Origin of the sequence: Bartonella sp. AP150HLJHH, from assembly GCF_042196385.1 — a bacterium.
Lineage (GTDB): Bacteria > Pseudomonadota > Alphaproteobacteria > Rhizobiales > Rhizobiaceae > Bartonella.
On sequence record NZ_JBHIQC010000001.1, the window covers coordinates 17554 to 40043 of the forward strand.

General features: G+C 39.1%; 14 protein-coding genes and 2 pseudogenes. 6 read left to right on the plus strand and 10 right to left on the minus strand.

Annotation, left to right across the window (positions count from 1 at the left end):
* The first annotated feature begins 8 nt into the window (after positions 1–8).
* Positions 9–1904, plus strand: a complete 1896-nt coding sequence (gene cobT / locus ACFING_RS00095; RefSeq protein WP_375612718.1) for a cobaltochelatase subunit CobT — start codon at positions 9–11, stop codon at positions 1902–1904.
* Between the two features lie 49 nt (positions 1905–1953).
* Here the strand turns inward: cobT and ACFING_RS00100 are convergent.
* From ACFING_RS00100 to rpmB, 3 genes and pseudogenes are all read right to left on the minus strand, one after another.
* A pseudogene (locus ACFING_RS00100) lies at positions 1954–2100 on the minus strand (HaeIII family restriction endonuclease); the annotation flags it as partial.
* 1193 nt (positions 2101–3293) lie between these two features.
* Positions 3294–3977: a VUT family protein gene (locus ACFING_RS00105; RefSeq protein WP_375612236.1), complete on the minus strand. Its 684-nt coding sequence runs from the start codon at positions 3975–3977 to the stop codon at positions 3294–3296.
* Positions 3978–4097: 120 nt separating this feature from the next.
* Positions 4098–4415 carry a 50S ribosomal protein L28 gene (gene rpmB / locus ACFING_RS00110; protein WP_375612235.1) on the minus strand — a complete coding sequence of 106 codons (318 nt, stop codon included), beginning with the start codon at positions 4413–4415 and terminating at the stop codon, positions 4098–4100.
* 296 nt (positions 4416–4711) lie between these two features.
* On the opposite strand from rpmB, the gene ACFING_RS00115 reads away from it, so the two are divergent.
* From ACFING_RS00115 to ACFING_RS00125, 3 genes are all read left to right on the plus strand, one after another.
* Positions 4712–5494 carry an SURF1 family protein gene (locus tag ACFING_RS00115; RefSeq protein WP_375612234.1) on the plus strand — a complete coding sequence of 261 codons (783 nt, stop codon included), beginning with the start codon at positions 4712–4714 and terminating at the stop codon, positions 5492–5494.
* A 620-nt stretch (positions 5495–6114) separates the two neighbouring features.
* Complete coding sequence (gene purH, locus ACFING_RS00120; RefSeq protein WP_375629048.1) at positions 6115–7734, plus strand: bifunctional phosphoribosylaminoimidazolecarboxamide formyltransferase/IMP cyclohydrolase; 1620 nt, start codon at positions 6115–6117, stop codon at positions 7732–7734.
* A 345-nt stretch (positions 7735–8079) separates the two neighbouring features.
* A complete protein-coding gene (locus ACFING_RS00125) occupies positions 8080–8232 on the plus strand; it encodes a DUF1127 domain-containing protein (RefSeq protein ID WP_273790070.1) in 153 nt (50 codons plus the stop codon).
* 920 nt (positions 8233–9152) lie between these two features.
* Here ACFING_RS00125 and ACFING_RS00130 read toward each other — a convergent pair.
* From ACFING_RS00130 to htpX, 3 genes are all read right to left on the minus strand, one after another.
* Complete coding sequence (locus ACFING_RS00130) at positions 9153–10898, minus strand: heparinase II/III family protein (protein WP_375629051.1); 1746 nt, start codon at positions 10896–10898, stop codon at positions 9153–9155.
* Positions 10899–10962: 64 nt separating this feature from the next.
* The gene (locus tag ACFING_RS00135) at positions 10963–12327 is read right to left on the minus strand and encodes an RsmB/NOP family class I SAM-dependent RNA methyltransferase (RefSeq protein WP_375629054.1); all 1365 of its coding nucleotides are present in this window, start codon (positions 12325–12327) and stop codon (positions 10963–10965) included.
* 47 nt (positions 12328–12374) lie between these two features.
* Entirely contained in the window at positions 12375–13421 is a 1047-nt protein-coding gene (htpX, locus tag ACFING_RS00140) for a zinc metalloprotease HtpX (protein ID WP_375620943.1), read from the minus strand.
* Between the two features lie 83 nt (positions 13422–13504).
* Here htpX and ACFING_RS00145 point away from each other — a divergent pair, with 83 nt between their 5' ends.
* Complete coding sequence (locus tag ACFING_RS00145; protein WP_375620942.1) at positions 13505–13720, plus strand: DUF1674 domain-containing protein; 216 nt, start codon at positions 13505–13507, stop codon at positions 13718–13720.
* Between the two features lie 136 nt (positions 13721–13856).
* On the opposite strand, the gene rpsP is transcribed toward ACFING_RS00145, so the two are convergent.
* The 4 genes and pseudogenes from rpsP to ACFING_RS00165 all read right to left on the minus strand — a co-directional run bounded on the left by rpsP (position 13857) and on the right by ACFING_RS00165 (position 17056).
* Complete coding sequence (rpsP, locus tag ACFING_RS00150) at positions 13857–14231, minus strand: 30S ribosomal protein S16 (protein ID WP_375612227.1); 375 nt, start codon at positions 14229–14231, stop codon at positions 13857–13859.
* A gap of 16 nt (positions 14232–14247) precedes the next feature.
* Positions 14248–14576, minus strand: a pseudogene (locus ACFING_RS00155) (chorismate mutase).
* Between the two features lie 24 nt (positions 14577–14600).
* A complete protein-coding gene (gene ffh / locus ACFING_RS00160) occupies positions 14601–16169 on the minus strand; it encodes a signal recognition particle protein (RefSeq protein WP_375629311.1) in 1569 nt (522 codons plus the stop codon).
* 230 nt (positions 16170–16399) lie between these two features.
* Entirely contained in the window at positions 16400–17056 is a 657-nt protein-coding gene (locus ACFING_RS00165) for a carbonic anhydrase (RefSeq protein ID WP_375612226.1), read from the minus strand.
* 266 nt (positions 17057–17322) lie between these two features.
* Between ACFING_RS00165 and ACFING_RS00170 the strand changes: the two genes are divergently transcribed.
* Entirely contained in the window at positions 17323–22032 is a 4710-nt protein-coding gene (locus tag ACFING_RS00170) for an NAD-glutamate dehydrogenase (protein WP_375629057.1), read from the plus strand.
* Positions 22033–22490 lie beyond the last annotated feature (458 nt).

Here is a 22490-nt window from a genome sequence, read left to right on the forward strand (position 1 = left end):
TATCACTCATGGCTACCGATATTGGCGACAACAAAAATCCGGCAAAAGACTCTTCAAACAACACTCTTAATACTGAAGCTTTTAAAAAAGCACTTTCCACCTGTATGCGTGCAATTGCAGGCACAAACAACCTTGAAGTTTCCTTTAGTCATAATCGACCATCTTTAAGCGAAAGTTGTGCGCGTTTACCAGAATTACCTCAATACGCAACGAATAAAGACATCACCATTACCCGCGGATTAGGTGATTCCATGGCTCTGCGCAAAGCATGGCATGACAACCGCATTCACATGCAATTTGCTCCACTAGAATCAGAAGCGCGTGCTATCTTTGAAGTCCTCGAACAAACACGTGTTGAAGCAATTGGTACTTTAGCCATGGAGGGACTTGCAAAAAATCTTGATGTCATGCTCGCCGATAAATACAAAAGAGCCCATTATCATAAAATTAGCAACCAAAGTGAAGCCCCCATCCAAGAAGCGATTGCACTTTTATTGCGTGAAAAAATAACAAAGCGCGCAGCTCCAAGAGAAGCGGGTTCTGTCTTAGAATTGTGGCGTAAAGAACTCGAACAAAAAGCAGCATCACAACTCAATGAACTCCCACATCATATTTACAACCAAAAGGCTTTTGCGCAGATCGTTTGCCAAATGCTTGTTACACTCAAAATGACAGTGCAACAAGATGAAGCTTCTAATAGTGAAAATAATAAAAAATTAAAAAACGAATGTGAACCTCAAGACCAAGCAGAAGAAGAAAGTAAAAACAAAAAACGCGCTCAAAGTGAAGAAAAAACCAGCACTAAACAAGAAAGTGATGTGCAAGATGATGGAAAAACACAAGCGACACAATCAAACAACAATGATCAAGCTGACGGCGAACAAAAAAATGGACCTTGGCAAGAAAAGCCGAGCAAACCCAAACACCTTTTTTCTGATTCGGAACAAATGGAAAGACTTGGCAATTATAAAATCTTCACCCGTCAATTTGATGAAATTTTGGAAGCAACAGATTTTTGTTCTGAAAACGAGTTAGATCACTTACGCCGTTATCTTGATAAGCAAATCAATCATCTCCAAAACATCGTTGGACGTTTAGCAAACCGTCTCCAGCGCCGCTTGATGGCGCAACAAAATCGCAACTGGAACTTTGACCTTGAAGAAGGATATCTTGATACAACACGGCTTCCACGTCTAATTATTGACCCCATGCAACCTCTTTCTTTTAAAATGGAAAGCAACACCCAATTTCGGGATACAGTTGTTTCACTTCTCATTGATAATTCAGGCTCAATGCGCGGACGCCCCATTAGCGTTGCTGCAAGTTGTGCTGATATTTTGGCACAGACTCTTGAGCGTTGTGGTGTCAAAGTTGAAATTTTAGGTTTTACCACCAAAACTTGGAAAGGGGGAAAATCGCGCGAACAATGGCTTACCCAAAACAAACTCCATAATCCTGGACGCCTCAATGATTTATGCCATATCATCTATAAAAGTGCTGATACCCCATGGCGTCGCGCACGACGCAATTTAGGTTTAATGATGCAAGAAGGATTATTAAAAGAAAATATCGACGGAGAAGCTTTAATTTGGGCTCATCAACGCCTTTTATCACGGCGTGAACAACGTCGTATCCTCATGGTCATTTCTGATGGCGCTCCTGTTGACGATTCGACACTATCGGTCAACTCCAGCAATTATTTAGAAAAACACTTACGCGCAGTGATTCAAGAAATCCAAACACACTCCCCTATCGAACTCATTGCCATTGGAATTGGTCATGACGTCACACGTTATTATCAACGTGCTGTAACAATTATGAATGCTGAAGAACTTGCCGACGCCATAACAAAACAATTAGAAATACTTTTTAGTGATAAAAGAACTCATATTCATAAGAAATAAACCTGCCTTGAATCAGCAACGATTACATTTTAAAAAATTATCTCTATCATTAAACCATCGGAATTTGATGGCTAACAACCTGAGAAGATAATCCCACAAATTGAATATCGAACTTTAAAGAAGCTTCTACTTTACTGGATGCATTATGAATTCTAAAAGAAATGCTCCAACCATCTTCAAAAATTGTAATGAGTTTGTTTTTACTTTCTGGTTATATTGCGACTGATAAAGTTTTGCTTAGAACTTTCCATTTACGACCATATCCCAGAGTACCCTTCAAATTAAAAGACTGAATAATCACCCATTTTTGTCTCGATCTTGTGTTATTTTATTATATTTAAATATTCAAATACACGTATATAGAAAAGTATCTCCTCTAGACATAGCTCTAAAATGCTGCTCTCACAGAAAATATAATGCCTAGACTTTCACCTTCAGTAACACAAAAAGATAAAAGCTGTATTTATTATACGCAAAAGAAGAATCATCCAAAGAGGATATTTTAAACACTAAGAATTATTTTATAAAAGAATCGGCATAAATGGATTCATAGCAATTTTTCGGCAAAAATCGCTAAAGCAAGCGAAAGCCAACCTGTTCCCTAACCTTCCCAAAACAGTACTCACCACGGGTGATCTATCAACATAAGCTCCCATCTCATGGATAAAAGAAAAAATCTTTACTCACATAAAATATAAGAAAAACACGAAAAAAATATTACTTCATTCACGAAAAAGAACACACCATTATATATCTTATCCGCACTCCTACTTTAAAGAAACATTCTTCCTTGCTTCCAAGCTTATTTCACGACAGCGCCCATATATGGCATAATGCAAAATCCAGAATTATCCTTTACTTTACAAGCTACAAGCCAAAAGCAGAATCCTACTTTCAAGTTTCCAATGTTTTTAAGATAAATCAATATACTTTCAGCGCCTAATATTGCACTTTTATTGCATTAAAGCTCTTCATAAGAAGTATTTCTTTCTCAAATGACGTTGTCCGCACGCCAATTCCTCTTATAACATAGGCAAGCAAATGATTTTTATTAACTCAATATAAGAGTATTTAAAACGCGTAAAATTTTATGATATTGGGCTCTTTCACTCAAATGAAAAATATAAGTTATCATTTTAAATCAATCTATCAATAAACATCAGTTGCAATTTCTGTCACATTGAATCATTTGTAAAAAGCATATTTAGCCCCTTCTCAAACAAATGACTTTATCTTTTCCTCACAAGAGAATTTTGAAATAAAAAAGCGTTTTGTGTTGGAGTTCTTACTTAAGTTGGTAAATGATAAAGTATCCATTATAACTAACGTGTCACACCAAGCATAGCGTACAATTTTCTTGGCTTCAGGAAAACAAAAAGACAAAAATCCTTATTTGTGACAAACAAAAGAGGAATCATCTTTTGAATGACATTGATAAAGAGGAAGCTTTACGATGTTAAGAATTGTCCCATAAGGAATCAACATCAACAGACTCATAATAATTTTTACCGAAAAATCACCAAAAGCAAGCGATAGCCAAACTGGCATGCCTATCCCTCCCAAAACAGTACTCTCCACCAGTGAACTATCTGCATACCCTGTTATCTTATCAAAAACAGCAAACGAGCTAGAAAAAGCAAGAGCAAAAAACAGCACTGTATCCAAAGCTGAACCAACCAACGCTGCTGCTAAAGGTGCTTTCCACCATGTTTTACGTCGCAAAGGAGTAAAAACCACAATATCAAGGAGTTGCCCAAATAAAAATGCAAAACTAGAAGCAAGTGCAAGCCGTGGTGTCGCCAATATCCAAGAAACAAAGACACCCGTAAAAAAACCAGCATAAACCACACGCCGCGCAGCAGATGGACCATAAAAACGATTGGTCAAATCATTGATTAGAAAAGCAAATGGATAGGTAAAAGCCCCGTAAGTCAACAGCTCATTCAAATCAAACCAATAGACAGGATATTGAACTAAAATATTAGAAGCCGTGACAGCAAGGCACATTGCAAAAATAGAAAAAACAACATACCTTTTCTTTTGCTGTTCTAATAAAAGACCGCTTGAAGACATTTTTTTTAACCTGGGATATGGAACCAATAAAATGAAACGATCAACCTGCAAAAAACTTAACTTCTAGAACAGAAAACCGAAATCAAAGCGTTAATAAACCAAAAAGAATGGCGCTAACAATTATGCTGCCTGTTCAGCCTTTTGCTCACCTTCTTGCTCAGCTTTTTTCTTAATGATTTGGCGTTTTAGCAAACGCGCACGTTGCGACAACTCTTTATCGTCTGCTTTAATCAAAAAACCATCAAGACCACCGCGGTGCTCAACAGAACGCAATGCATTTGCTGAAATACGCAAGCGATAACTTTGCTGTAACACCTCTGAAATCAATGTCACATTGCAAAGATTTGGTAAAAAACGACGCCGAGTCTTATTATTCGCATGGCTAACATTATTACCATACAGAACCGTCTTCCCTGTCAATTCACATGCACGAGACATAAACTTCACCCTTAAACTCTAAGAAACTTTCAAATCCCCATACCCAAAGGACACAATGAACGCAAAACACGCGCAATGCAACCTTGAACGGGCATCATTGGGAAGTTTCTTTCTAATAGGGGGTCGACAACAAAAGGTCAAGTCTTTTATAAAACCTTTTTCATCTCTTGTTGGCTCATTTTTCATCTTTTTCCTCAATAAGGCGTGCAAATTCTGCCAAAAAGCGTACAAAATGTTTCTTTTAATATATACCATGTTAGAATAAAAGCCTATTGTCCCGAAAGGAAGCACAAATCATGAGCAAAAAAGACCCCCCCATGACAAAGCTTCAGGGAAATTCTTGCCGTTTTTCTTCTTTTTTATTTGGAACTTTATGTATTTGTTTTTTTCTTCTCTTCAGTGCATTAGGTATATGGCAAGTACAACGGTTAAACTGGAAAACAAATCTTATCACCAGTACCAATCAGCGCATTCATTTACCCCCCATAAAAGCCCCTCCAAAAAATCAATGGTCAGATGTTACTTTTGAAAAATATGAATATCAACCTGTTATTATCACAGGAAAATTTTTAACAGATAAAAATATTTTAGTCACTGCTGCCGCTCAAAATACTACAGGCTATTGGGTTTTGACTCCCTTACAAACTGCTGATAATATACTGATCTTTATCAACCGTGGCTTTATCCCTATGGATGAACGTAACAATTTTCAAAACACAGAGCAATCGCATACAAATGCCTTATCTCAGCAAAATTCTACCACGGACACAGAACAAACAACGATTATAGGTTTATTACGCATGAGTGAAAAAAATGGATTTTTCCCGCGTAAAAATAATCCTGACAAAAATTTATGGTATACGCGCGATCTCCCCGCTATGGCACAAAAACTTGGTTTGTCCACTGTTGCCCCTTATTTCATTGATGCCAGAAAAACATCTCCACAAGCAAAACTTCCCGTCGTTGGTCTTACGATTATCCATTTTCGAAATAATCATCTCGTTTATGCAATCACGTGGTTTATTTTAGCTGCTGGTGTGTTAGGAGGTTTTCTTTTTCTGCTACGGCAAAAAAACTAAAAAAATACCTCTTCCATCTCAAGTAACAAAAATTTTTAGAATCTTGAAAACTGATAAAGAGAATAAAATCTACCAACTTGCGCCTTTGTTAAATTAAAGATCATAGGCATACAATGAACTTTATACCATCCACAAAAGATTTACGCGACACTCTTAAAAAACATTGTCATAAACGCTTTTGAAAAACATAAAGTCAAATTTAAAAATAATAGGAAAGATGAGCACTCATTTTTGCCTTTATAATTTTATATCCTTGCTTCATTAGATTGGTTCCCATTTCAGAGATTACTCCAATTCATATACGCAATACTTTCGCCTTCATCTAGTATAAAGGCTAATATAGCAGAGAACATACGGATGCATTTTTTGTTTCAAAACTGCTATGAAGATGAGATATTGAGTTATAAGCAACAAAAAACATTTAATGTCTCAATGAGACTTTTATACCTATCACCACACCTCAAATGAGAGGTTTTTACAGGATAATAGAAAAAGGTGAATCATCCTATATTCTAAAAAGACAGTTTATCCTTTCAGTGTATTTTGCTAAAGGCTTATGCTATAAATGTATAAGCTTGTTTTACTAGAAATTTAACTCTTTCATTTTTAAGGCTGCTGTTATGGGTGTTGTTGCCAAAAATTTTCCCATACCTGATCTTCATCGGGTTCGTCGTGTTCTCTTTTCTGTGTCTGATAAAACGGGTGTGGTTGCTTTTGCACAAGCTCTTCATGCTACTTACAATGTTGAATTAATTTCAACAGGAGGAACAGCAAAAACCCTCATAGCGACTGGTTTACCCGTAAAAGATGTTGCTGAAGTTACTGGATTTCCTGAGATAATGGATGGGCGTGTAAAAACACTCCATCCTTTGATTCATGGTGCTTTGTTGGGGGTAAGAGAAGATCCTAGCCATAGGGAAGCTATGGAAAAGAACAGCATTTATGGAATTGATCTTTTGGTGGTGAATCTTTACCCTTTTGAAGAGACGATCCTTTCTGGAGCTGATGGACAAACGATTCTTGAAAATATTGATATCGGTGGACCGGCGATGATTCGCGCCGCGGCAAAAAATTATGCTTATACCGGTGTTGTAACAGCGATAAAAGATTATGATTCGATTTTAGCTGAATTAAAGCAGCATAATGGATGTTTAAGCTTATCTATGCGTCATCAGCTAGCAATGCGCGCTTATGCACACACCGCTGCTTATGATACGGCAATAGCATCGTGGTTTGCAAGGGATTTAGAAATTGAAACTCCATCGTGGCAGAGTTTTTCTGGTCATCTTGAAAGTGTTATGCGCTATGGAGAAAATCCACATCAACAGGCAGCATTTTATCGCAATAATGAAAAACGTTTTGGTATTGCAACAGCAAAACTTTTACAAGGCAAAGCGCTTTCTTATAACAATCTGAATGATACAGATGCAGCCTTTGAACTTGTGGCAGAATTTGATCCGCAAAAAACCGCTGCTGTCGCTCTTATTAAACATGCCAATCCTTGTGGTGTTGCGGAAGGAGAAAATTTGAAAGAAGCTTATTTGAAAGCTCTTATGTGTGATAATGTATCGGCATTTGGTGGAATTGTTGCTTTAAATCAAACCCTTGATGAGGAATGTGCTGAAGAGATTGTTAAAATTTTTACAGAAGTGATTATTGCTCCTGATGCCACAATGGCGGCACGTGAAATTATTGCCAAGAAAAAAAATCTTCGTTTGCTCATTACAGGTGGAGTTCCTGATCCACGCTGTGGAGGACTTCTTGCGAAAACACTTGCAGGAGGCATTTTAGTGCAATCACGTGATAACGTGGTAGTCGATGATCTTAAATTGCAAGTAGTGACAAAGCGGGCCCCAACTCAAGATGAAATGCGTGATCTTCAATTTGCTTTTCGTGTAGCAAAGCACGTTAAATCAAATGCTATTGTGTACGCGAAAAATAGTGCAACAGTTGGAATTGGAGCTGGACAAATGAGCCGCATCGATTCAGCCAAAATTGCTGCAAGTAAAGCAGCAGAAAGTGCGCAAAGAGCAGGCTTAACAGAAACTCTCACAAAAGGATCTGTTGTTGCATCAGATGCATTTTTTCCTTTTGCAGATGGTTTATTAGCAGCAGCTGAAGCAGGGGCAACAGCAGTTATTCAACCAGGAGGCTCCATGCGTGATGAAGAAGTTATCGCCGCTGCTGATGCACAGGGGTTAGCGATGGTTTTTACAGGAACACGTCACTTCCGCCATTAATAATTTTGCTGCTTTTCTTTTCGTATGAGACAAATGTTTCAAGGAATTTTTCATAATTATCGTATGACTATTGATAAATGTTGAAATGGAAGCAGTTATTCAATCCAAAGAAGCTACACGTGAAAAAGTTTATCACCGCAGAAAATGCACATAATTTAGCCATTGGTTAGGGATAAGATGTTCTTGTTGATGTTTTTAATGGTTACCCTTTCGCATGAGAAAAATGTTAAAGGGACATTATCTTGTATTAGATGCATACCTGCTATGATATTATAACACAACTCTTTTTAGTAATATACTCTATTCTTAAACTAAAGAGTGTAATGAAAAGTTTGAGTAGGGGATATGAATATTCTACGTTTTTATAGTAATTGGCGCCGTTATCGTCGAACCGTTAATGCGTTAAGTCGTCTTTCAACATATGAACTCAGCGATCTTGGAATTTGTCGAGGTGATATTGATTCAATTGCACGACGTTATTCGCGTAAATCTTTATGAAAGTTGTTTGAAATATTTGAGAGAATGCTTTGCTATGAAAAAGCATGCATTTTGTGGTTTGTTATTATAACTTCATTTTTAGTATAATAACAAAGAGCAGAAGAGTTGTTTTTCTCGACCATTGTAATGTATTGTTTCTCAAATTTTCAGTGCTTCTGTAATGTACAACATTTGATTTATAATGATAATTTAGCGTTATTCATATTAAATTAGAACCCCGAACACCGTAAGATTCTTCCATTTCAAATCTATATATGTTGAATCAACCAAAACCATTCGCCTGCACGTTACAAGCGGGGGAGCTGTATGGATAAAAGCTATTAAGAAAAAGCTAAAAATGCCTCTTATGAACCATCTCTAGTGCCAAGAACTGTTACAAACATTGGCACTGATCAATAGTGTGATAGTGCCGAACTGCTCCTTCATAAGCATAAAGATGGGGGGGCTTAATGGATTTACCGTTATACCCATCACGGGCATCGTCGCAAAATAGCTTGGAAGCGTTAAGGAATTTTTCTTTAAAATAAGTTCGTGAATATACAATACAATAGCGCTCTGTTTTTCGTGAAGAACGTAATCCTATTAATGCAACTCTCTCAGAGAGAAATATTGATCCCAACAGCACACTTAAAAATTTATCGAAGATAAGAACGACTTAATTTTCTCTCTATATCTTTAAAGGATCAAAATCCTTAACTAGTACTCATCTGTCAACAATGGTCTTTCAAAAACCTTTTTTTCTGAAGCCAATTCCTTTAGCATCACCTCATGAGATTCTATGAGCAAACCTTGCCTAAAAACATCCAACCCATACTCCCAAAAAATGCTTCGTGTATAAAATTGATATGATCTTCAAATTTTGAGAATATTACCACAATAAACAATAATGTTTTGCGACACGCAAAATAAAACGCAATATACTATGGGTTGGAACAATGTTCTAATTTTTTATCAAACGCTTTACGGATAAAACGCCAACGAACTTTTTCCTGAAATGCAGGACGAAAATATAAAACAATCTGTTGTGTCCGTTGTGGACCTGTTAATTCTGCAAAATCAATCGAATCTTCAAGACAAATATCTGCGTCAGGCGATATAAAATACCATATTTGTTCACTCTTCACGTTCTCGTTCTTTACGGCTAAACACACACGTTTGCCATTATAGTTAACTTCAACTTGTGGATGAAGATGAAACCGAACAGCAACATGATTTTGTTCATTTTGCACACTCTTGTGTCTCTTTCCCCCTTTATTTGGCATAAAAAAGCGATCAAAACCTTCAATCGTATCTCCATTTGTCGCCAAAATAAGACCACGCTCATGAATAAGATTAAAGGGTCGCATATAACCATTATGACTCGCAATAAAACCCGTCTTCTCTGAATCCTCTATACGGCACACTTGAACGTCTGTTGGTCCATCAAACAAAAATGGCGCGCCATTTTTCTTTTTATGATAAAAAGCACCCACTGAACAATCATTAAGCGTAGCTGTTGAATGTGCTGCAGTAACACGCCCTAAATGTCGATACTCTTCCCGCCCATCAGGATTAACACCGGCATTGATAATAAAACGGTGCCCTTGTGAAGACATTTCAAAAGACAAACACCCCGAACAAGCCTGCTGTGCTACAGAGCGGGGTGGAAACTTTCCTGTATCTGCAAGCACTGTTGTTTGATTGGCTTTTAAGCGCTGAAATCCTGAATAACGGGCATAACTAAAAGGATGTCCTCCTGTTTCATCAAGCTCCAAAAGTGATGATAATCGTTCCGATACAAGGGGACCAACCCCATTAAAATGGGCCAACGTTTGATCCTCATGGATAAAGAATCGTAAAGCTGGCAACATACGCTCAACAGAATCAATCAAAATACGGGGTGCTGTTTCATTGCTACGCATAAAAAGATGCCGTAACGACAATAAATCCGATAACAAATTCAGCAAAATAACAGGACTACGGGAAATATGCCCACCATCAACTAAGATTTGACGGGAAAGCTCCTCTATAAGTGTGGTTTGTACCTTTTTTTTCACTGCCGCAGAAACAGGCAAAGCAAGAGATGCGAATGTCAAAGCTACTGCTGCTTGTAAACGTTGATCATTGTGCTCCATACTACAAATTGTTACGCGCAAATAACGAAATTGCAAACCAAGTGCACGCAAAAAGCGTTTTTCAAACCGCTCACTTGCCCCTTCTAACAACATTTTCGAATGACAAATCCATGAAATCAAGCGCCGCGCCACAACAGGACTACTCCAAGCAAGCCCTTTTACCTTCTTGCCAGCATGGTCAAACCAATCTTCTAAAAGAGAGCGTGCATGTGCAGAAGCTAAATCACTTCCTGCTGCCTCCATATGGCGCAACCAATGAAAATCATGTAGAGCCGCTTCCCATTCTAGCGTTGGTGGAACCAATGAAAACGGCGAAACAGCACCAGAATGAACAATATGACCAGCAAAAGCAAAACGACCATGATAAAATTCATGCGCCATCATCGGATCAGCTACATTCAAGTCCATGGGATGCGCTAAAATTTTATGAGGACGAAACCCTGAAAATCGCCAACGAAACAATGGTCCAACCCATAAACGCCGCATAACATTCTGTATCGTATCGATACAGGCTGCCACTTTTACCTGAGGAGCTTTTACCGCAACCGCCAAAATTTCATCTCCATTTATGCTGAATCAAATACAATTTCGACCATTTTTGTAAATGAAGCGTTAATTAAGCAATTTTTCGTAAGCGCGCAGCGAAAAAACCATCCATTCCTAAAAATACGGTTTTCTCAGCATCAAAATTTTTATGACAAAAATCCGCAGGCGTTGTCCGTAACATCCCCCCACAAAGCAAATGTTCCAGTGCTCCCATTTCCTCTGGATAAATAGGGTCTAAAACAATGTCATTGCGTGTCGATAAAATTTTCTCAATAAGATCTTCACCTTCTTCTCTTGCCAATGAACAATTGGAAAAAACAATCCGTCCCCCCTCCTTTACCAAAGAAATTGCTGCGACAAGCAAATCATATTGCAACGCCGCTAACTTGACGATATCTTCCCTCGATTTCGTCCATAAAATATCTGGATGACGACGGATTGTTCCTGTAGAAGAACAAGGAGCATCAAGAAGAACCGCATCAAAAAGCTGTGTGGGATAGAAATTTCTCACATCGCCCTGCCAAATGTGAACTAAAAAATGAAGCCGTTCCATATTTTCTTTTAAACGCTTTATACGGTTAGCAGAAAGCTCAATTGCAGTCACTTCAGCCCCTTGCAAAGCCAATTGTGCTGTTTTTCCTCCAGGGCTCGCACAAAGATCAGCAACGCGTTTACCCTCAATACTCCCAAGTAAACAAGCAGGCAAAGCTGCTGCAAAATCTTGAACCCACCAAGACCCTTCACGATAGCCTGGTAAATCAGAAACAGAGCACTCCAGACGCTTCAATCGAACAGAACCATTGGGCAATACCACACCGCCAAGCCTTTCAGCCCATCCACCACTATCAGATTTCACTGTCAAATCGAAAGGAGGTTCCACACTTTGAATTGCGATAATCTGATATGCCTTTTCTGTTCCATAAGCTGATATTAAAAGCTGTCCAAACCACGCTGGCACACCTTCAATGGTAGGAACTTGTTGACGTAAAGGCTCTGCCTCACGTGCAACATTGCGCAAAAGAGCATTCACCATCCCTGAAAAACGGCGCATTCGAGGATCAAGTTTCGCCACACGCACAGCTAAATCAATAGCCGCATGATCGGGAATATCAAGATAAAGAATTTGTGCAACACTGATATGCAAAAGATGCTGAAGTGAAAGTGCTTGTGAAGGCAAAGGACGCGCCAAAAAGCGTGAGAGAGCCGCCATAATCTGCCCTCGATGACGCAATGAAGCTGTTAAAATAGCCCGACACAACAAACGATCTCGTTGTGAAAGCTTCAAATATTGTGGATGTCCGTGTTCATTATCCGTCAAACCAGACAGAGGCGTGTACTTATCAACTACCGCCCCCAAAAGACGCACACAAACCTGTCGAACAGCTAATCCTGGAACATTTTTTTCAGACACATGCCCCGCTTTTTTGTGTTTCAAAACACCACCTTTATATCACAGTTTTCTCAAAATCTCCCTCAATAACTCTATGAACGAGATCTTTTTGAATTTTCATAACGAAGCCAAGAAGGACGTTTTGTAACACGCTGAAAAGAACTGTTTTCTTGTTCACCTAATACATGAGCCTGACCACTATGAAAATCTCCATAGTTCATCCCGCTGCTTTTTTCATGTATAGCGTCCTCTTTATTCCATCCCACACTTTTGGCAAGAGCCCCTTTCATCTCTTCTGCTTGCCGATAAAGAGCAGCGATACGATTTGCAGTTGCTGGATGTGTCGAAAAAAGACTATCCGCTCCCTCACCGCTCAAAGGATTAATAATAAACAGATGCGCGGTTGCTGGATTATGCTCTGCTTCTTCATTATATACCCCACGTCCCCCATCAGCAATCTTATGCAATGCCGAAGCCAACCATAAAGGATTACCACATATTTCAGCCCCTCTACGATCCGCAGCATATTCCCGTGTACGGCTAATCGCCATTTGCACCAGCATCGCTGCAAAAGGCGCCACGAGCAATGCAATAAATCCTCCAATTGCCCCAGCGCCATGAGAATCTTCTGAAGAATTACGCTGTCCTCCCATAAAGAAAGCAAAATTACCAAGCATTGAAATTGCCCCTGCAATCGTTGCGGTTAGAGTCATTGTTAACGTATCGCGATGCTCAATATGTGCGAGCTCATGCGCCATAACGCCGGCAATTTCCTCAGCGCTTAACCGCTCTAACAACCCAGTACTTGCAGCAACAGCTGCATTTTGCGGATTACGTCCCGTTGCAAAAGCATTTGGCTGTGCATTCTCAATAACATAAATTTTTGGTTGAGGAAGAGAAGCTTTTTTAGCTAAATCGCTTACAATCTTATAATAAACTGGTGCTGAATGCTGATCAACTTCACGCGCCCCGTACATGCGTAAAACGATTTTATCTGAATTCCAATAAGAAAAAAAGTTTAAACCACTTGCCATTAAAAGAGCAATGACCATGCCACCACCCCCTCCAACAAGATAACCAACTCCCATAAAGAGAGCAGTTAAAAAAGCCAAAAGCATAGCTGTACGCATTATATTCATTACTCAAAAAACTCCATGATAAAAGTCAATCAATACTATATGATGGTGTTTTCTTTCTACTTCTTCAATGGAATAGGTGTAAAATGAATAAAAAAGATGAGAAAACAAGCAAAAAAAATACAACTGTCATTAAACAGCAATCTCTTTCTCCCGCAGCACAACGCGCCCTTAAAGAAGCTGAAGAAAGACGAAAACGCGCAACAAAAAAAGAACAACCTTTAGAAAACGGCGGACGCGGCGGCAAAGACCCTTCCCGCTATGGAGACTGGGAAATTAAAGGCCGCGCCATTGATTTTTAAAACCATTGATTAAAAAAAAACAGCGCGGATTTAAACAAGCAGCTTTTTAAAGAAAATCCGTTTTTGATAGACAAAAACGGATAATATTTATTTTTCTAAAGCTTTTAAAAACACGTTGATTAAACAATCATGCTTCTTATGCTGTAGCAGATTCTGCTTCAGCCGCTGCCGCTGCTTCTTCTGCCGCTTGCTTTGCTGCTGCTATACGTTCTTGTGCTTTTTTACCCGGTTCACCTTTATGTGGATTATTACGAGTTGGACGCTTTTTCAAGCCAGCTGCATCTAAAAACCGTAAAACGCGATCTGTTGGTTGAGCCCCTTGCCCAAGCCAATATTGGATACGTTCTTCATTAAGTTTCACCCTCGGTCCATCTTTAGGCAACATTGGATCCCATGCACCAACACGTTCAAGAAACCGCCCATCGCGCGGACTACGAACATCTGCAACGACGATATGATAGTAAGGACGTTTTTTTGAACCTCCACGGGACAAACGAATTTTCAATGCCATATTTTATCTCCTATTGTCAGCTCTGGCTTTCGTTTAAATTGACTTTTTTGTTTTTTGCTCTTCAGCAATAACTTCATGATGACTCACAACTTCTTTAATAATAAATTTTAAAAATCTTTCAGCAAAATCAGGATCAAGATGACTATCTATAGCCAATTGCCGCAAACGCGCTACCTGATATTGCTCACGCAGAGGATCTACTTTAGGCAAATCATAACGGGCTTTTAAGCGCCCAACAGCTTTCGTACAACGAAACCGCTCTGCTAAGATATGAATCAAGGTTGCATCAAAATTATCAATGGATGCTCGTAAATGTGCTAATTCGTTTAATACTGTTTCCTGCATTATATCCCTTTCCCTCTTTACATCTTATTTTTTCTTAGGATGCTGAGGAAAATTTCCCCCATCGACAATGCCATTGGAAAGACCAGGAAATGTAGGTCCACGCTTAGGAAGTCCGGGCAAGAGCTTCCCTCCATTACCATTTTCAATTTGCTTTTGAAGCATTGAGAATTGCTTTGGATCCAATCCCGACAAATCCGGTATAGCTGGAGAATCCCCTCCCAAGTTTCCCATACCACCAAAACCCATTTTGGAACCAAGGCCTCCCAACATTTTTCCCATAAAACCACTTTTTCCTTTACCACCCATGGCTTTCATCATATCAGCCATTTGGCGATACATCTTTAAAAGTTTATTAATATCAGCCGCTGTCGTACCAGCCCCCTTAGCAATTCGTTGTTTGCGGCTATGTTTTAAAAGCTCTGGATTCGCCCGCTCTTTGGGTGTCATAGATGAAATAATGGCCAATTGACGATCAAACAAACGATCATCAAACCCCGCAGCCGCAATCTGCTCTTTGACCTTCCCCATTCCTGGCAACATGCCCATAATACCGCCCATTCCACCCAGTTTTTTCATTTTCTGCAACTGTTCTGCAAGATCATTCAGATCAAATTTTCCGGCTTGCATTTTTTTTGCAAAAGCAGCAGCTTTCTCGTGATCCATTGTTTCAGCAGCTTTTTCAACCAAAGAAACAATATCCCCCATTCCGAGAATACGATCAGCAATACGACTGGGATGAAATTCTTCTAAAGCATCTATTTTTTCACCAGTTCCAATTGCTTTAATTGGTTTACCTGTAACAGCACGCATAGAAAGAGCAGCGCCACCACGCCCATCACTATCCATCCGTGTTAAAATAATCCCCGTAATCCCTACACGCTCATCAAAAGAACGAGCAAGATGAACGGCATCTTGCCCCGTCAAACTATCAGCCACCAACATAATCTCATGAGGAAGGGAACATGCTTTAATTTCAGCCAATTCGAGCATCAAAGCTTCATCAATATGATTACGTCCTGCTGTGTCAAGAAGAAGCACGTCATAACCACCCAATTTAGCAGCCTGTACGGCACGTGATGCAATATCAACGGGCAGCTGACCCGCAATAATAGGCAAGCTTGCAAGTTTTGCCTGTTCTCCCAATTGGCGCAATTGCTCCTGTGCAGCAGGACGGCGTGTATCTAATGACGCCATGAGAACTTTTTTATTGTGCTTATCAGTAAAACGTTTTGCAAGCTTTGCTGTTGTGGTTGTTTTTCCCGAACCTTGCAAACCAGTCATCATGATAACAACTGGAGCTGGTGCATTTAAATCACTCAGAACGCTTTCACTTCCAAGAATATGAACCAATTCATCATGAACAATTTTAACCACCATTTGGCCTGGTTTAATTGATTTAACGATTTCGGCCCCAACAGCTTTTTCCCGAACTCTATCGGTAAAAGAGCGCACAACATCAAGAGCAACATCAGCTTCCAATAAAGCGCGACGAATTTCACGCAGCGCCTCTACAACATCCTGATCCGATAAAGCGCCACGTCCCGTCAAATGAGACAGGATAGAACCAAGTCGCTCTTGCAAGGATTCAAACATCATTTACCTCATTGTTGCATAACAAACAAACCAAAATAGCATCCGAGAACGCATCGCGCCGTCGGATGTTGACCTCTGAGATCTCTTTATACCCTTAAACTGGGGTCTCAGTCGGTGGCTCCAAGTTAATTTTGTCACTGAAAGCTTGCTCCTTCAAACAATAAAACCCCAGCTTTGTCAAGTTTTATCATAAAATATCTTTTTATACGAAGAAATAAAAACAACAAATACTATACTTCAAAACTTTCAACTTCAACACGCATAAAACAACCTGTTTCCTGTTCCATGCTCCATAATTTTCCGCTAGAGATATCAAACCAAACACCATGCAATGTCAAAAAACCTTGATCTTTGCGAAGCTTTATCCACGGAAACGTCTCTAAATTTCTCAACGAATGGCGAATAGAAAGCTGCTCTAATGCCGTCTGTTTTTCTGGCCAAGACAGCGACTTATTATTCAAAACGATTTCTGCTGCTGGTGCTAAGAGACTTATCCATTGACCGATAAAATCATTTGATAATAAAGATTTATATGTCTCATTAAGAGCAGTACGAATGCCTCCACAATGGGCATGACCAAAAACGACAATATGTCTCACCTCAAGCAATTGCACAGCATATTCAAGAGCTGCTGATGTTGCGTGATATTGGTCATCAGGAGAAAAAGGAGGAACCACATTCGCCACGTTGCGCAGGGTGAAAATTTCCCCTGGCTTAGCATCAAAAATCATTTCTGGTACTGCACGCGAATCACAACAAGCAATGACCAAAACTTCAGGTTTCTGCCCCTCAATCGCCAATTGCTGATAATCTGCTATTTTATATAAAAAATGATTGTTTATAAAGTTTTGGTAACCACTTAAAAGTCTTTCTGGTAAATGCGCCATTCTCTCTTTACTTTTGCTTCTTTTTTTACTTTCATTTTATATATTTTAAAAAACAAACTATTAACATACAAAAATACTAAAAGTGCCCTTTCCTTGAAGCAAAATATTTCTTTAAAGTACAAAATATTACTAAAAAATAGCAAAAACAAACTCATTCTTTCCAAATAAAGAGCTATTTTCTTTAGAAAGAAGGTGTTACAGTATATAAAAAATATAATGGTCTGCTTTTAATAAAGACCCCTTAAGAGCAAAAAGGGAGAGTGAATGTGTTGCAACAAAAAAAAACAGAGACAAAAAACACCCAAGATAAAATAGAACAAATCCTTTTTGCCCAAACCGATAAAGAAGATATTGCTTATTATGAAAATGAAGAACTTCAAAAAGCCACAGCCATCGCGGTAAAAGCTTTTAATCTCCATCAGACGGGAAAAAATACCATCTGCTTTGAGCAAAATTTAACCCGCAGTAACAGACCTATAACCGTTATCACGCTTGTCAATGATAACAAACCCTTCCTTCTGGATTCTATTTTAAATGTTTTTAATCAACACAAAAACCATATCTATTTGATTGCACACCCCATTATTGATTGTGCTTCTGGAAAACGCATCAGTCTGATGCAAATTCACATCGAGTCATTAAACAAACAGCAAATACAAAAACTTGAAAATGAACTCACCTTAGTTCTTGAACAGGTTAATGCTGCTGTACAAGACTGGAAACCTATGCTTGAAGAAGTTGAAAAGCATATTCATGCCTACCAAATAAGTCTTCCCCCGCACTACAAACAAGAAGGCGAAAAGGCCATTGAGTTTCTTCACTGGCTAATGGACGATAATTTCATTTTCCTTGGTATGCGCACTTACAACTTCATTAAAGACCAAAAACCCCTAAAATCCTTTACGGCAAGTAATATTGAACTTGGTATACTCACGGATGCTTCTATTCATATTGTTGACGATAAAAGTATGAAAGAACCTCCTCAAGAAGTTTTATCCTTCATGGAAAGCGATAATCTGTTTATCGTGACAAAAGCGAACAGCCGCTCCAAAATTCACCGTTTTGTTTGGCTCGATTATATTGGTCTTAAAATCTTTGATAAAGAAAACCAACTCTGTGGAGAATTACGCATTGTAGGGCTTTTTACCTCCTCAGCTTATACACGTTCTATTTTGAAAATTCCTTTCTTAAAAGAAAAAGCCCGAACTATTATTCAACGTCTTGGACACAATCACGCCGATTATTCAGGAAAAGCACTCATCAGTGCTTTAGAAACCTATCCAAGAGATGAAATGTTTCGCTCTGATGTTGATACATTGACAGAAAACACTAAGCTTATTCTACAATTAGATGAGCGCCCACGTTTACGGGTTCTTGCCCACACTGATTCTTTTGGACGCTTTGTTTCTATCCTTGTCTACGTACCGCGTGACCAATATAGCAGCAGCCTGCGTGAAAAAGTTGGCGAACATTTTGTAGAGCTTTATAAAGGTGACTTTTTTGAATCTTATCCGCTATTTTTGGAAAGCACCCTTATACGTGTCTATTATATCATCCATCGCAAAGGAAACGAAACTGTTCCCCTTCACGAGCGCTCCACACTTGAACAACATGTACGTTCGATTGCACGAAGTTGGGAAGACAGGGTTCAAGCCATCGCTCTTAACAAGAAAATAACAGAGCAACAAACACGTCTAGCCAGTGAATTCCCCAACAGCTATCGTGATTTATTTTCAGCTGAAGACGCTATTAACGATGCCGGACATATTCTAAGTCTTCATGATGAAAAGCCCCTTTTCGTGATCTTTTATCACGCACAAAACAAAGAAAAACAGTGCATTTCTCTTCGGCTTTTTCACCGCCATGAAGCACTTGCCCTTTCCAAACGTGTACCACTCCTTGAAAATATGGGGTTTCGCGTTATTGCTGAACAAACCCTTGAATTACCAGATGGCAATGGGCGCTCTGTGTATCTTCATGATATGCAGCTAGAAAGTACTTTCCAACGCTGTATCGATTTTGAAAAAGACGGTCAAAAACACGCCGAAACCTTTGAAGCCATTTGGGCACAAAATGCTGATAATGACGGCTTTAATGCTCTCACCCAAACAGCTGAGCTTGATTGGCATGAAATTGTTATTTTGCGCCATTATGGGCGCTATCTCCAACAAGCTGGAATGCCTTATTCGCAAGATCGCGTTGCCCAAACTTTAAATGCTTATCCTGACATTACCCAAAATCTTTATGCTTTATTTCATTTAAAATTTCATCAAAGCCATACAGAAAAAGAACGGAAAAAAAACCAACAAGTTATTCAAAAGCGCATTGAAGAAAAATTACGGAAAGTCTCTGGTTTAGACGATGATCTCATTTTACGCCGTTATTGTAACCTTATCGAGGCGAGTTTACGAACGAATGCCTTTACGACTCTTCCTGATGGAAGTCCACGGCGTATTTTAGCCACCAAATTAAATCCACGCCAGATTGAAGGTTTGCCTGAACCGCGCCCTTACCGAGAAATTTTTGTTTATGGACCAGAAGTTGAAGGGGTCCATTTGCGTTTTGGACCTATCGCTCGTGGCGGCATTCGTTGGTCTGACCGTGCATTAGATTACCGCACCGAAGTGCTTAGCTTAGTCAAAGCCCAACAAGTTAAAAATGCGGTTATCGTTCCTGCAGGTGCAAAAGGTGGATTCTATCCCCATCGGCTTCCCCAAACAAATGACCGTGCTGTCATCATAGAAGCAGCACGACAAGCTTATACAGACTTTATAACAGCTTTGCTCTCCATTACAGACAATCTGATTAACGGCAAAATAAGTTCTCCCCACAATGTCATCTGTCATGATGACCCTGATCCCTATTTTGTTGTTGCAGCGGACAAAGGAACAGCAACTTTTTCTGATACAGCCAACGCCATCAGCCAAGCAAACCACTTTTGGCTTGATGATGCTTTTGCCTCTGGAGGTTCAGCAGGTTACGACCACAAAGACATTGGTATTACAGCTAAAGGTGCATGGGAAGCCGTCAAAAGACATTTTAGAGAGTCATTTAATCACGATATTCAAACAACGCCCTTCACCTGTGTCGGTGTTGGCGATATGTCTGGTGATGTCTTTGGCAATGGAATGCTGCTTTCCAAACAAACAAAATTGATTGCCGCTTTTGATCACCGCGATATCTTTATTGATCCAGATCCGAACATAGACGAAAGCTATGCAGAGCGTACGCGTCTCTTCAAACTGCCTCGCTCAAGCTGGCAGGATTACGACCAAAGCAAATTATCAAAGGGCGGTGGTATCTTCTCACGAAAAGAAAAAACCATTACTCTCTCACCTGAAGCAGCACAAGCCATTGGTTTCGAAAAACAAACAGGAACACCCTTTGAAATTATCTCTGCTCTTCTCAAAGCCCCTGTTGATCTTTTATGGTTCGGTGGCATTGGTACTTATATCCGCGCAACAACCGAAAACGATGCCCAAGTAGGTGATCGTGCAAATGATGCAATACGCATTACCGGAGAACAAGTGCGTGCAAAAATTATTGGTGAAGGAGCTAATCTTGGTGTTACACAACGTGGACGGATTGAATATGTCTTAAATGGTGGTCGATGCAATACGGATGCCATTGACAATTCTGCTGGTGTGAATTGTTCTGATATTGAGGTCAATCTCAAAATTGTTCTTGCATCAGCACTACGTGCCAAAACACTAACCCGCGAAGAACGCAATAAGCTCTTGAAAAAAATGACACCTCAAGTCGAGCAACTCGTCTTGCGTAATAATTATCTACAACCTCTTGCGCTTTCTTTGGCGGAAAACCAGAGCACTACTGATTTGCCCTATCAAATACGCTTTATGCACGACTTGGAACAAAAAAATCTTCTAGATCGCAGAGTTGAAATGCTTCCTGATGAACAAGTTTTACAGCAAAGAACAACCCAAGGCAAAGGTCTTCTCCGCCCAGAACTCGCCGTTATTTTTGCCTATGCTAAATTGACCTTAAAAGAAGAAATTGCTAATAGCCCCATTGTTGATGATCACTATTTCAATACAGCCCTGCTGAACTATTTTCCAACCCAAATTCAAGAAAATTTTAAGAAGGAAGTTATTAACCATCAATTGCGTCGTAATATTATCGCAACGCTGATTGCCAACGATATTGTAAATCGTGGAGGCCCCACTTTTGTTAATCGATTACACGATGCAACAGAACAAAAAGCTGAAAATATTATTCGCGTTTTCATTGCCATCCGCGATGGTTTTGAAATTCCTCAATTGTCTGAGCAAATTGATAAGCTTGATAATAAAATACCCGGTCTTGTCCAAAATAAATTCTACGCAACAATGACCCCAATGCTCTTTGAAACAACCAATTGGGGTTTGCACAACATAGATCTCTCACGTCCATTAGAAGAAATTGTAAAAACAATAAAACAAGCCCGTAGCGTTATTGAAAAAGAGCTTATGCATTCTCACGGCAACGATATTAAGCAAAAGATTGAAGAAAAAGCATTACACTACAGCGAAGAGGGAGCACCAAAAGCATTAGCGAAACAATTAGCCCTTTTGGAAGCTGCTTCAACAATCTGTGATATTTCTTTAATTGCAAAAAAAAGCAACAGTGATCTTATTAAAACTGCAGAGATCTACTTTTCACTTGCGCAAATCATTCGTATAAACCGCATTAACGAAGCAAGTCGTATAATCCCTGTAGTAGATTATTATGATAGTATGGCTTTAAGCCAAGCCAAAGAAAATGTTTCTGAAAGTTTTCGGCAAATCGTTATGAAAATCCTCAAAAATTATGGAAAGAAAAAAGATCCTTTTGACACTTGGAAAAAAACAGAAGAAGATCATATTCACAACATTACAAACCGCATTAGCGCCCTTATTGAAAATGATCTCAATATTTCTCGTTTTACTTTTGCAGCAGGATTGATTTCTCAACTTCAAAATATTGGCTTTCAAACCTAAAGCAAATACAAAACGCCCCACTCAATCTCCCGTTCTATCCCACCACCACGACAAACCAACTAAGACAGAGTAGAAGTTTTCATTTTAGACATAACACCAAAAATAAAAATCTCGTTATTTATCACAATAGAATTGTTTGCAACAATTTCAAAAAAACAGTAGGATTGATTTCTTACCTTAAAAACATAAACTTTCAGACTTAAAAGCAGTACAAAACAGCTAAGCTTTTGCCCCGTTCCATCCATCCATGACTAATCAACAAGGGAAGAACGGAAACCCTATCCCGCATTTTTAGACAGAGCACTCAAAATAAAAAATAAATTCAAATTTTACTGTCAAATATCCTTCATCATAAAAATATAATATATTGATTTACAATCATAATTTTATCATTTTTATGATAATCCGATATTCTAAATTTGTCTCATTTAAAATCTATTTATATTCAATTAATTAAC